The sequence below is a fragment of the Allobosea sp. GW822-FHT03F07 genome (genome assembly GCF_058801345.1).
Genome location: NZ_JBXAND010000018.1, coordinates 40388 through 52061 on the forward strand (window position 1 = coordinate 40388; position 11674 = coordinate 52061).

General features: G+C 61.9%; 10 protein-coding genes and 2 pseudogenes. 11 read left to right on the top strand and 1 reads right to left on the bottom strand.

Annotated elements, in window-relative coordinates; genetic code table 11:
* Window positions 1-24: 24 nt before the first annotated feature.
* The 4 genes and pseudogenes from AC1RMY_RS25600 to AC1RMY_RS25615 form a co-directional block, all read left to right on the top strand.
* Window positions 25-741 (top strand): SDR family NAD(P)-dependent oxidoreductase, encoded by a 717-nt coding sequence (locus AC1RMY_RS25600; RefSeq protein WP_492869418.1) that lies wholly within the window; start codon window positions 25-27, stop codon window positions 739-741.
* Between the two features lie 36 nt (window positions 742-777).
* The gene (locus AC1RMY_RS25605; protein ID WP_492869420.1) at window positions 778-1254 is read left to right on the top strand and encodes a tripartite tricarboxylate transporter TctB family protein; all 477 of its coding nucleotides are present in this window, start codon (window positions 778-780) and stop codon (window positions 1252-1254) included.
* Window positions 1255-1264: 10 nt separating this feature from the next.
* Window positions 1265-2758 carry a tripartite tricarboxylate transporter permease gene (locus AC1RMY_RS25610; RefSeq protein WP_492869421.1) on the top strand — a complete coding sequence of 498 codons (1494 nt, stop codon included), beginning with the start codon at window positions 1265-1267 and terminating at the stop codon, window positions 2756-2758.
* A gap of 157 nt (window positions 2759-2915) precedes the next feature.
* Window positions 2916-3158: pseudogene (locus AC1RMY_RS25615) on the top strand (sugar phosphate isomerase/epimerase); the annotation flags it as partial.
* A 9-nt stretch (window positions 3159-3167) separates the two neighbouring features.
* On the opposite strand, the gene AC1RMY_RS25620 reads toward AC1RMY_RS25615, so the two are convergent.
* A complete protein-coding gene (locus AC1RMY_RS25620; protein WP_492869423.1) occupies window positions 3168-3932 on the bottom strand; it encodes a peroxiredoxin in 765 nt (254 codons plus the stop codon).
* A gap of 983 nt (window positions 3933-4915) precedes the next feature.
* Between AC1RMY_RS25620 and AC1RMY_RS25625 the strand changes: the two genes are divergently transcribed.
* The 7 genes and pseudogenes from AC1RMY_RS25625 (at window position 4916) to AC1RMY_RS25655 (ending at window position 11535) form a co-directional block, all read left to right on the top strand.
* A complete protein-coding gene (locus tag AC1RMY_RS25625; protein WP_492869424.1) occupies window positions 4916-6121 on the top strand; it encodes an MFS transporter in 1206 nt (401 codons plus the stop codon).
* A gap of 244 nt (window positions 6122-6365) precedes the next feature.
* Window positions 6366-6707: a cyclophilin-like fold protein gene (locus AC1RMY_RS25630; protein ID WP_492869425.1), complete on the top strand. Its 342-nt coding sequence runs from the start codon at window positions 6366-6368 to the stop codon at window positions 6705-6707.
* Between the two features lie 107 nt (window positions 6708-6814).
* Window positions 6815-7576 (top strand): annotated as a pseudogene (locus AC1RMY_RS25635) (SDR family NAD(P)-dependent oxidoreductase).
* A 494-nt stretch (window positions 7577-8070) separates the two neighbouring features.
* Complete coding sequence (locus AC1RMY_RS25640; RefSeq protein ID WP_492869427.1) at window positions 8071-9045, top strand: Bug family tripartite tricarboxylate transporter substrate binding protein; 975 nt, start codon at window positions 8071-8073, stop codon at window positions 9043-9045.
* A 295-nt stretch (window positions 9046-9340) separates the two neighbouring features.
* Window positions 9341-9802: an iron response transcriptional regulator IrrA gene (irrA, locus tag AC1RMY_RS25645; RefSeq protein WP_492869429.1), complete on the top strand. Its 462-nt coding sequence runs from the start codon at window positions 9341-9343 to the stop codon at window positions 9800-9802.
* Between the two features lie 645 nt (window positions 9803-10447).
* The gene (locus AC1RMY_RS25650; protein ID WP_492869431.1) at window positions 10448-10987 is read left to right on the top strand and encodes a hypothetical protein; all 540 of its coding nucleotides are present in this window, start codon (window positions 10448-10450) and stop codon (window positions 10985-10987) included.
* 8 nt (window positions 10988-10995) lie between these two features.
* The gene (locus AC1RMY_RS25655) at window positions 10996-11535 is read left to right on the top strand and encodes a hypothetical protein (RefSeq protein WP_492869433.1); all 540 of its coding nucleotides are present in this window, start codon (window positions 10996-10998) and stop codon (window positions 11533-11535) included.
* Window positions 11536-11674: the final 139 nt, after the last annotated feature.

The window sequence follows — 11674 nt, forward strand, 5'->3', positions numbered from 1 at the left end:
TTGGGCTGAGCAACGGAGAAGGGAATGGCCAACCTAGAAGGACGACGTATCGTCGTAACGGGCGCCGCTTCGGGCATCGGGGCCCGGACGTCGCAGATCCTGGCGGAAAACGGCGCCTCGCTAACGCTCGTGGACCGCGACCGGGACCGGGTCGTCGCGGCGGCGCGGGAGCTCGGCGCACATGCCTGCCCGGTCGACGTCACCGACGAAGCGGCCGTGCTCGCCGGCATTGCGACGGCAGCGGTCGCGATGGGCGGCGTCGATGGTCTCGTCAACGCGGCGGGCATTATGGCGACGGGTCCCGTAGAGGAGACGCCTGCCGAGATCTTCCGCCGCGTCGTGGAGATCAACCTGACAGGGATCTACATCGTCACCCGGGCTTGCCTGTCGCATCTGCGCCAGAGCGAAGGCGCGAGCGTCGTCCATGTCGCCTCCGCCCAGGGGCTTCTGCCGAATGCGCCCGGCCACACGGCCTACGCGGCTTCGAAGGGCGGCGTCGTCAACCTGTCACGTGCGATGGCCGCGGAATTCGCGCCGCAGATCCGGGTCAATTGCGTCTGCCCCGGAATGGTCGATACGCCGATGGCCGATGGGCATCGCGGCAATGTCGGCAACTATGCGCTCCGGCGGATCGCCGATCCGGCCGAGATCGCAAGGGCAATCCTGTTTCTGCTCTCGGCCGACGCATCCTACGTCACGGGGGCCACGCTCGCCGTCGATGGCGGCCGATCCTTTCACTAGAGGCCGGGCTTCATCGAACCGGCGACGGAGGCTTAGATGGCTGTCAGAACGGTGTCCCGCGACATCAATGTCCGCGAGATCAGTCTCGGCTTGATTCTGCTCGCGATCGCGCTTGGCGGGCTCTACCTCAACGCCGAATACGAGACCGGCACCGCCAGCCGCATGGGTCCAGGCTATCTGCCCATGCTGGTCTTCGGGCTCATCGGCGCTTTCGGGTTCGGTATGCTGGTGACCGCGCTCCGGAGTGGGCGCGATCCCCTCGACGGGTTCGCATGGCGTGAGATGGCGCTGGTACTGGGCGGGCTCACCGCCTTCGGAGCCTTTCTCGGCACGCTGGGGCTTGGAGCATCGCTCGTGCTTCTGATTGTGATCAGCAGTCTCGCCGACAGGACGCAGACGCTGCGCGGCACGATCGGCATGGTGATCGTGCTCGTGAGCATGTGCTGGTTGATCTTCGATCGAGGGCTGAAAATGGGCATTCCCTTCCTGCCGCCTGTCCTCGGCTTCAACTGAGCGCACGCTAATGATCGACAATCTGCTCCTCGGCTTTTCAGTCGCGCTCACGCTGAAGAATCTCAGCTTCGCCTTCTTTGGCTGCCTGCTCGGCACGGCGATCGGCGTCCTGCCCGGCATCGGGCCTCTCGCCACCATTGCTCTGCTGCTGCCCATCACCGTCGGCCTCGACCCGACCACCGCGATCATCATGCTCGCGGGGATCTACTATGGGGCACAGTATGGCGGCTCGACTTCGGCCATACTGCTGAATCTGCCGGGCGAGATCACCGCAGTCGTCACCACCCTCGAAGGCAATAAGATGGCCCTGCAGGGCCGAGCGGGACCCGCCTTGGCGATCGCGGCGATCGGCTCCTTCTTCGGCGGGACGGTCGCGACGCTGATCGTCGCCGCGTCCGGACCGCTCCTGACAGCGCTCGCCCTTTCCTTCGGGCCGGCGGAATACTTCTCGCTGATCCTGCTCGGGCTCATCATCACGACCGTCCTCGCTCAAGGAAACATACTGAAGCCGCTCGCTATGATCGCGCTGGGAGTCGCGCTCGGTCTTGTCGGGACAGACGTGCAGAGCGGCCAGGTACGCTTCACCTTCGGCTTTAGCCAGCTCTTCGAGGGCATCAGCTTCGTCGCGCTGGCTATGGGTTTGTTCGGCATCTCCGACATCATCCGTGACCTTGAGAAGCCGGAGCAGCGACAGACCGTCGCCGCCAGGGTCGGCAGCCTCATGCTGACCCGCGAGGATGTCAGGCGCAGCACCCCTTCGGTCCTGCGCGGCACGGCGGTCGGGACGGTCCTCGGGATCCTGCCCGGCGGCGGCCTCGCCCTCTCGACCTTCGCCTCCTACCTGCTGGAGAGAAAGGTCTCGAAGCATCGGCACGAATTCGGCAAAGGCGCGATTGAGGGCGTTGCCGGGCCGGAGAGCGCCAACAACGCCGCCTCGCAGACCTCGTTCATCCCGATGCTGACTCTCGGCATCCCCGCCAACGCCGTCATGGCGCTGATGGCGGGCGCGCTAATGATCCAGGGCATCCAGCCGGGTCCGCGCATGGTCGAGACCCAGCCTCAGCTCTTCTGGGGGCTGATCGCTTCGATGTGGATCGGCAACCTGATGCTGCTGATCATCAACCTGCCGCTGATCGGCTTGTGGGTCTCGCTGCTGCGCGTACCCTACCGCTTTTTGTATCCATCGATCCTCGTCTTCTGTGCGATTGGTGCCTATTCGGTGAACAACACCGTATTCGACATCTACCAGACGGTTCTCTTCGGCTTCGTGGGCTACGTTCTCATCAAGCTGCGCTGCGAGCCGGCGCCGCTGCTGATCGGTTTCGTGCTCGGGCCGATGCTGGAGGAATATCTGCGTCGCGCGCTCGTCCTGTCGCGCGGCAGTCCGATGATCCTGATCGAGCGGCCGGTCAGCGCCGTCCTGCTGGGCATCGGTGCCATGGCACTGCTCGCGATGCTGATGCCGCAGATCCGCCGCCGCAAGGACGAAGCTCTGGCCGAATAGCGGGCGGGTACCCGAGACCAGGAGGCGACCGGCAGGAGCCGGGCTGCCGCACAATGCGCAGGCCGCATTGCGGATTTCATCACGACTCCTCGCCGTCGGTCGGCTCGGAATTGGCGACTGCCGGCGTCGCCGATGGCGACTCGATCCACGACGCGCCTTCGCCCGCTGGAAAGAGAGAGCGGGACGCTTCCGCCGGCTCGGCGACGGATAGGTCGATCTCCGGGCGGTATTCTCGAAGCTCCCGCAGTACGACTTCGAGGGCTGGCTGGTGCTCGAATGGGAATGTGCGCCGTCCTCAGGCGACCACATCATACGCGTCACCGACAGCACCTTCGACGCCTTCGCCTGCGGCGGCGATCAGGGCCTAGCGCGGCGGATGCTCGGTCTCGATTGGGCCTGAGCCCGGGCCTCAGCCGCTACGCCCGGAGCTCGCGAGATGACCGAGCATGGTCCCGGCATCGGACACATCGAGCCCGACGCCTTGCTCATCGCCGAAGCCGGGCTCGGCGAAGATCTTCTCGATCCGACGGTCGCGGACGAGCATGGAGTAGCGCCAGCTGCGCAGGCCCATACCGTGCTTGTAGCGCTGAGTGAGCATGCCCATCAGCCGCGTGAACTCGCCATTGCCGTCGGGCAGCATCTTAACGTGCTGGATCTCCCGGCTGCGCGCGAACTGGAACATTACGAAGGCGTCGTTGACCGACAGGCAATAGATCTCGTCGACACCGGCCGCTCGGAATTCCTCGAAGCGCTGTTCGTAGCCGGGAAGGTGGCTATCCGAACAAGCCGGCGTGAAGGCACCGGGAAGGGCGAAGAGCACGATCGTCTTGCCGGCGAAGAGTTCTTCGGTCGTAACGTCCTTCCACTCGAACGGATTCGGCCCCCCGAGCGCGTCGTTCCGCACTCGCATGTGGAAGACAATGTCTGGAACGGTCTGCGGCATAAAAGGCTCCCCCCGGTTGGGAGAGCGGCCCGCAGGCCGCCCTCGGCGATCAGGCACGCGTCGTTGTCTTGGCCTGGAGAAGGCCCAGAGGTTCGACGCCTCGATGTTGCGCGCCAACGCGTACTGCTCAGCGATTTTGCCCCCGATCTCGGCGAAGGAGAGGATCAGCGCGAGGACCGCGATCAGCAGCGCGACGCGCTTATTGGCTAACGATCTGCTTTCACCATTCAAGGCTGCCCTTCTCGTGCATATAAAGGTTTCTTATAGGGTGCCGATCCCAGGTATGACGCTTGCCGACAGCCAGTTTCTGTTTCGTTGTCTATGATTGTGACGATTCTGGTCGTGACTAGCTGCAAAGCCATGGTATCGGCAGGACTCGCATGCACCTTACATGCGAGGCGGCGCCCAGGGCACGATTGCTCTTCAGGGCACTCCTCACTGGTCGGGCATTGTCGCAGCCTTCGAGAGAAGTTCGGCTAACGGCGGACCGGAGCAGTCGGCGTTCGTCATGCCGGCCGATTCGCGAATTGCCCCGGCTCAATGCCCGTTGATCGCCGCGATAAAGCAGCGCCACCCAATCCACACCTTTGCCGGTCGCGGGGTGTGGTCGGACACGAGACAAATCGAGCAAATCTCGGGGAACTACGATCACCAGACGATCGTGCGGGTTAGGGCTCTGGCCGTTTCGGCATCCTCGATTTTCCCAGCCGCGTCGAGATCCGACGACTATCCCTCGCAGTCATCAAGGTCATCATTCCCAATCCGCCGGGGGGCTCGGCGACGCCATCGCTGGGGTTTTCGCTGAAAGGGCGGCCACGTCGATAGGCAAGCAATTTGCCTTCGAGTGCCGAGCGGGCGCAAGGCGGCTCGTCACGCGTTCTAACTGCGTGATCGAAGCCGCTGCGTCGAACTCGGCGCGAAGCCAGCTGTCATGGTCCTGGAGCTTGAAGCCCACAAAACTCATGAGGCGGCCTCATAATCGCATGCCATCCGTCTCGGGTAGTTGCTGCTAATCCGCGTGCGTATATTCCGGCTCAATCGATCGGCACGGCGTCCAATCGGCGGCTTACCTAGTTTAACCAGGTCCTCCCGTCGATGACAGTCGGGCCGTCGCGGGAAGCCATTTCCCCACCGCCATTCCAATCCTAACGGCATGAACCATGCCGCCCGTAGGCGGCCGACCGCTTGCGCCGACATCCGAGGTCAAGGTCCCGATGCAGTCAAACGTCCCCGCTTCGAGCGATATCGATACGAACAGTGCAGCCGCTTGGGGAGGGGTCTTCGCGCTATCGCTCGGCGCATTTGCCCTGATCGCCTCGGAGTTCATGCCGGTCAGCTTGTTGACGCCCATCGCTACCGACCTTCAGATTACAGAAGGGCAGGCGGGACAGGCGATCTCGGTGTCGGGCGCGTTCGCCGTTCTGACAAGCCTTTTCATTTCCGCTCTTGCCGGCGGGCTTGATCGCAAGGTGCTGCTGCTTGCGCTGACCGCGGTGATGATCGTCTCCGGCACGATCGTCGCGTTTGCGCCAAACTACGAGATCTTCATGGTCGGCCGGGCCTTCATCGGCGTCGTTATCGGCGGCTTCTGGTCGATGTCCGCCGCGACTGCCATGCGGCTCGTTCCCAAGAACCAGGTACCCAAGGCGCTATCGATCCTGAATGGCGGCAACGCGTTGGCCACTGTCGTCGCCGCTCCCCTCGGCAGCTTTCTGGGCGGTTTCATTGGCTGGCGAGGGGCGTTCTTCTTCGTAGTGCCGATCGGTGTAATCGTGTTCGTCTGGCAACTGGTCAGCTTGCCTTCGATGAAGGCTACATCCCGCACAAGCGCGGCAGGCGTATTCAAAGTGCTCGGGCGCCCGGTCGTCGCATTAGGAATGGCCGCCGTCAGCATTTTTTTCATGGGTCAGTTCGCGCTGTTCACCTATCTGCGCCCGTTCCTGGAAACGGTGGCGCATGTGGATGTCTCCACGCTGTCGCTGCTGCTTCTAACGATGGGCGTGACCGGCTTCATCGGCACCTCGCTGATTGGCCGGTTCGTTAACGAGGGGCTCTACCGCACGCTGATCATCATCCCGCTCCTGATGGCACTCATCGCTTCGACGCTCATCCTGGTGGGCGGCGGTGTTGCTGTCATCGCGGTGCTGCTGGGGCTCTGGGGCTTGTTCGCCACTTCGGCCCCTGTCGGCTGGTGGACCTGGGTGGCGCGGACGCTGCCGGACAATGCCGAGGCGGGCGGCGGCTTGATGGTCGCCGTAGTCCAGCTTGCCATCACTTTCGGAGCGGTCGTCGGAGGGGTTCTGTTCGACACCAGCGGCTATGTCGCGACCTTCGGCACCAGCGCAGTTCTGTTGCTCATCGCAGCGCTGTTGGCGGTCCTGACCGCACGGCGGGTCCAGCCTGCTCCCAAGGCGGCGTGATCCAGGTGAATTGGACGCGCAAATGATTGAATGTCATCGGCAGCGAACAGGGAGACACCAAGTGACCGAGAGATCCATAATTCCCCGCCATCGACGACGACTATTGGCACCATTCAACCGATTTTGCTGTGTGCGAGCCTTTATCGCGCTGAGCCTGCTTTGCGCGCCATTGGTGCTCGCGGAAAATGTAGCGGCTCAAACTGGATCGCCTGGCTTGGCGATTGCTCAACAGCAGGACTCTCGCATGTGGATGACCGTCGGCGAACGCCGCTTCGCCATCACCTTGGCTGACACGGAAGCCGCTCGCGCCTTCGCAGCCATGTTGCCGCTGACCCTCGATATGCCTGACCTCAACGGCAACGAGAAGCACGTCGACTTGCCGAAGTCCCTTCCGACGAACCAAATCCGGCCGGGAACGATCCGCAACGGTGACCTGATGCTATATGGCTCGAGGACGCTCGTCCTGTTCTACCTGACCTTCGAATCGTCATACTCCTACACGCCTCTCGGACGTGTGGACGATCCTACAGCTCTGGCGCAGGTGCTCGGTACCGGATCGGCGCGTATCGCATTCTCGAAGAACTAGGGCCTCGGCCCTCGCGAGTGAACCGCAATATCGGCGGCGTTCGCACCTCACGATAGAACCGTGCGAGCCTGGCGCAGAGATCACCGAATGCTCGGATGGAGCGAGCTATGTCCACTGTGCAGGGGAGTGCCGGCCACAAGGCCCGTGTCTTCATAACCGGTTCGGCCGACGGGCTCGGCCATCGCGCGGCCAAGTCGCTCCTCGCCGAGGGGCACCACGTGGTCGTCCATGTCCTCTCAGAATCCCGAATCTCAGCCTGAACGGAACTCCTAGACCACGGCGCAGTCGCTACTGTAGGCGACTTGGCGGACCCCGCGCAGATCCGGGATCTTGCCAGGCAGGTCAACGCCATCGGCCAGATGGATGCGGTCATTCACAACGCCGGCGTCGTTTCCGATTCGCGGTTGCTCGTTGTCAACGTCATCGCTCCGTATTTGCTCACCTGCCTGATCCGGCGTCCGAAGCGCCTCATCTACCTGAGCAGCAGCATGCACAGAGGCGGAGAGACCGATTTAAGCGCGATCGACTGGTCAGGACGAACCTCGACGAGGAGCTATTCGGACAGCAAGTTGTTTGTCACAACCCTAGCCGCGGCAGTGGCCCGCCAATGGCCAGACATCTTGAGTAATGCCGTCGATCCGGGATGGGTGCCGACAAGGATGGGTGGCCCTGGCGCTCCCGATGATCTGAGCTTGGGACATCTGACCCAGGAGTGGCTGGCCGTCAGCAACGAGCCAGAAGCACTGATCAGCGGCGGATACTGGCACCATCAGCGACGCCAGCAACCCCATCTGGCCGTCAACGATCCCCAGTTCCAGGACCTTCTCCTCGCCGAGCTCGGGAGCGCCACGGGCACAATAATGGCGTGATAGCCCTGCTCGAAGAGCGGGAGCCTTCCGGCCAACCGCCCTTAAGTGCCTGAGGTCCCCGGTGACGGCCTGTAGCCCGCGGACTAGCTGGCCGCCAACGCATTCTGGCGCGTGCCGTCATTAGAAGTGGACTCCAGAACCAACGGCTCGAAGCTGCGAGGGGTATAACCAAGATCAATATCCCGCCAGGGCCGGGCGTTGACCGCAGTGGCCTCCAATCAGAACAATCAAAGAAAAGAATTGGGAGGAACAGAAGCGCCAGCTCCGGCAGCATGGACGCAGTGCGAACACGGAGCGTGACGGTGGCCGATCCGATTTAAGCGACGGGTTTCTCAGTCGAGGGCGCTCGCTGTCGTTCGAGGCTGAGGCGCCGCCCTGCTGGCCGAAGGGCGCTCGCGGCTTCTGAAGCAGGCTGCCTTCCATGGAAATTGAGAGTCCCTGTCAGATGACCGCGGTAACAGATTCAACGACAAAAAAGCCTTCGGGAGGAATCAATGATAACGAGAAGAACATTCGGATCAGGCGCTCTGGCAGCCTTGGGATCTGCTATAATTTCACCGGGTTCGCGAGCAGATGACTACCCCTCGCAGCACATCAAAGTCATCATTCCGAACCCTCCCGGTGGTCCCGGTGATGTGATCGCGCGGGTTTTTGCTGAAAGGGCGACCAGTTCGGTCGGAAAGCAGTTCGTTTTCGAGTATCGAGCGGGCGCAAGCACAACGATTGGTGTTCAGGCGGCCAACTTGTCCGCACCGGATGGATACACCATCCTGGGGTTCCCTTCTTCCGGCCTTGGGGTGACGCTGCTACGGAGAAAGCTGCCTTATAACCTGGAGACCGATTTCCAGCCTATCATCGGGCTGGGCAATGTACCCTTGGCGCTCATAGTCCGCTCCAGCCTTGGCCTCAAATCCGTTGCCGACTTCGAAGCTGCCTTGAAGAAGGGCGGATTGTTTTATGGATCGGGCGGCTTAGGCACGATCGGGCATCTGACAGGCGCTTTGATGGTCAGTAAGGTCAAGGGATCCGCCACCCACATCCCTTACAAAGGAAACCCGGATGTCCTTCAGGGCATCATGGGCGGCACTTGCGATTTCACCTTCTCCTCGGTCGCAGACGCGGCAGCTATGGTGGGCAGCCCGCTGCTCCAGGTAATGGCGGTGACTTCTGACAATCGCTTCCCGGGGTTGCCGAACGTCCCCACAATGGCAGAGTCGGGTTATCCGGAGATCAATGCGAAGCTTTGGTATGCGTTTCTAGCTCCGGCTAAAGTGCCGGCTGATCGCATCCAAAAGCTGTATGATGGGTTTGCCAATGTCGCGAAAGACCCAGCGGTGCAGGCACAACTGGCCAATCTTGGTTTCATCATTGAGCCTCTGGATGGTGAATCACTGAAGCGCTCCATGCAGGCCGAAGCCGCCAGATGGCGCCAGGTCATTGAGGAAAATAAGATCGCTCCGATCGACTGATACATTCGGTGGACCGGCCGCGCGCACCACGGAGCAACCGGCGGTTGACCTCATCCCAGCTGCGCTCGCAAGGCATCGATTTGAGCTGACCGCCACCTGATGAAAAATGAGCATCAGTGACGAAGCGTTGAGGTGGAGCGAGATCCTGCTCCGATAGCTCGGTGTTATCGCTGCCGTTCGGCTCCGCTAGTCGGACGGCGAGCAACTTGGCTAAACTGATCAGCATCAAATGCATGTCGATAGCTGGACTTCGAAAGCTCAGGCATTTGATCGCACCAGAAGGATCGACAACGACATGAGCGATATGATTGTCGGAAAGCCCGGATATGGAGGTGCCGCGCGAGAGGGCTGCCCTTTTAGCAATGTGACTCAAAGGCTTCGTCAGGCTGGTCTGAGGCCGACCCGCCAGCGTGTTTCTCTTGGGTGGATGCTTTTTGCCAAAGGCCAGCGTCACGTCAGTGCGGAGATCTTGTACGAAGAGGCAATGAAGGAGCGGATCCCGGTCTCGCTTGCGACGATCTACAACACACTGCGTCAGTTCACCGAAGCGGGCCTGCTTCGCGAGATGACCTTGGACGGGACCAAGGCATATTTCGATACGGCGGACCACAACCACCATCATTTCGTTGTCGAGAACGAAGGGCGAGTGATCGATATCCCGGCGGAAGAGATCGAGCTCGCCAAGATGCCCGTGCCACCTGAGGGGTACCAAATCTCCCACGTCGATATCGTGGTTCGATTGCGCAAGATCGGCTAGCACTTCCTCCGCAGCGTTCCCACGCTGTCTCCAAACTGGCCGCCCTTTGGGCGGCCGTTTTTGCGATGAGCGCTCGCACGGTGAAGGTGCCGCTGCTCAGCCCCTGACATTGCCCCCTGGAGCTGCCCGATACGGCAATCATTGACCGGCCGTGGACGTATTGGCTGCGCTCGTCGAAAAGCCGGAGCTTCGGGGTTGCTGAGCAAGGCCGAGAGCCGCCTGCTGTACAGGCCGTGGCGTCATGTGCGGCGTTCGTCGGCCCCTTCGGGCGTTTTTGCCGTCGCAGTCGAGCGGAGTGCTCAGAGCAGCTTCGATCGGGGTGATGTGGGCCAGGAACTCGTCGATGCCCTCGCTGGCGAAACCGCAGATCATGAAGCGCTCGACCGGCCGCCGAACAGCTGCGAATATCGTGCATGCTCCAGATCAGACTAGGCTGTATCGCCGAGATATGCCATGCGTGTGGGCGCGTCGTCGGTCAACTTGGACAACCGCGCTCGCCAATTCATGAACTACACTTCTAGGTTCATGTGATTTGCCCCCGATAATCCCGCGCATCGCGTCATGGTAGCCTGCTCTCTGGAAGATGGGGTGGGTCCGCAGCGCCGCGGCCCGTCCCGCGACAGATCCATTAAAGCGGGAAGAAGAATGACCGAAACCGTATCGCTTAGCCGCCGACACATGATCCTCAGCGCTGCCGGACTGGCGGCGACACCTGTGACGTCGATTGTTATGGCTCTGCCTGCGGTCGCGCATCACGGGTGGCCGGGCTTCAACACCGATCGCCTCCTTTACATCGCGGGATCGGTCTCCTCGGACGGTGTCTGGGGTAACCCGCACTCGCTCTTCGAGGTGGCGTTGGATAGCAGCCTGCCGGCCCGCACTCCCAAGCTGGCGCTTCCTGAGCAATTGCAGGGTCCAGAAGACAGTATCCGGGTCAATGCCGCTCCCTCGTACAAGGGGCGCCACAAGGGATTGGAGATCATCATCGCACCTCCTGCCTGGTCGGGCAGGTGGGGTTTGGGCCGCGCGCTGAAGATCGGGGAGCGCTTCCAGGCCGTGGGCTACATCAACAGGACCGATGATCACCTGTTTCGCCCAGTCGTCTTCTGGTACGGGCCCGACGCGGTGCCGGTAAATCAGGTGCTCGGTAACACGCTGCCGGTACGCGCGCCGCTGCCGAAATAGTCTCGCGGATGGATCACTGTACCGTCCTCGTGCCGCACGGCATTCAGCGGAGTATTCTTCTTTTGCTCAATTCGTTATTGGAGATGCTCCAGGCCTCCGCGCTCGGCGAGGCTGTTCGGAGCGCCGAGTACCTTTATCCGGTGCTCGAAGCCACTCACATCCTAGGGATCGCTATCCTCGTCGGCCCGGCTTTCACCTTCGATCTCCGCTTGCTGGGAGCGGGAAAGCGCGTGGTTTCTGTGACCACAGTCGCGCGCTATCTGCTTCCCGTCTCGCACATCGGCATGGCCCTCGCCGTTGCCACGGGCATCGCACTCCTCAGCGCGCAAGCTACAGTGGTCGCTGGTACTGGAGCCGCGCCTTGGAAGTTCGGCCTATTGCTCATAGCTTGCCTCAACGTGCCAGTGTTTCACCTGGGCATCTATCGCCGCGTTGATGAGTGGACGGATGTCGCTGTAACTCCGGTCACCGCCCGCATCGCGGCCGGGGTGTCGCTGATCGCATGGACAGGGGTAATATTCGCCGGCCGGCTGCTCGCGTACACCTGAATTCGAAGCTCCGAGCCTCGATTCGCGTACAGCTGTAGAAAGGCACGCAGTTTGACCCCCGATTGGAGTGCGCCCCTGCGGGCAGACAGGATCAGGCTGCGGATTTGACCGTGAGCCGGGCGTGTTGATCCTCGAACTG

What these genes read in the sequence shown, in the direction of transcription:
- AC1RMY_RS25625 (WP_492869424.1), top strand. Translation starts at nt 4,916, where the DNA reads ATGCAGTCAAACGTCCCCGCTTCGAGCGATATCGATACGAACAGTGCA.
- irrA (WP_492869429.1), top strand. Translation starts at nt 9,341, where the DNA reads ATGAGCGATATGATTGTCGGAAAGCCCGGATATGGAGGTGCCGCGCGA.
- AC1RMY_RS25600 (WP_492869418.1), top strand. Translation starts at nt 25, where the DNA reads ATGGCCAACCTAGAAGGACGACGTATCGTCGTAACGGGCGCCGCTTCG.
- AC1RMY_RS25650 (WP_492869431.1), top strand. Translation starts at nt 10,448, where the DNA reads ATGACCGAAACCGTATCGCTTAGCCGCCGACACATGATCCTCAGCGCT.
- AC1RMY_RS25630 (WP_492869425.1), top strand. Translation starts at nt 6,366, where the DNA reads ATGTGGATGACCGTCGGCGAACGCCGCTTCGCCATCACCTTGGCTGAC.
- AC1RMY_RS25610 (WP_492869421.1), top strand. Translation starts at nt 1,265, where the DNA reads ATGATCGACAATCTGCTCCTCGGCTTTTCAGTCGCGCTCACGCTGAAG.
- AC1RMY_RS25640 (WP_492869427.1), top strand. Translation starts at nt 8,071, where the DNA reads ATGATAACGAGAAGAACATTCGGATCAGGCGCTCTGGCAGCCTTGGGA.
- AC1RMY_RS25605 (WP_492869420.1), top strand. Translation starts at nt 778, where the DNA reads ATGGCTGTCAGAACGGTGTCCCGCGACATCAATGTCCGCGAGATCAGT.
- AC1RMY_RS25655 (WP_492869433.1), top strand. Translation starts at nt 10,996, where the DNA reads ATGGATCACTGTACCGTCCTCGTGCCGCACGGCATTCAGCGGAGTATT.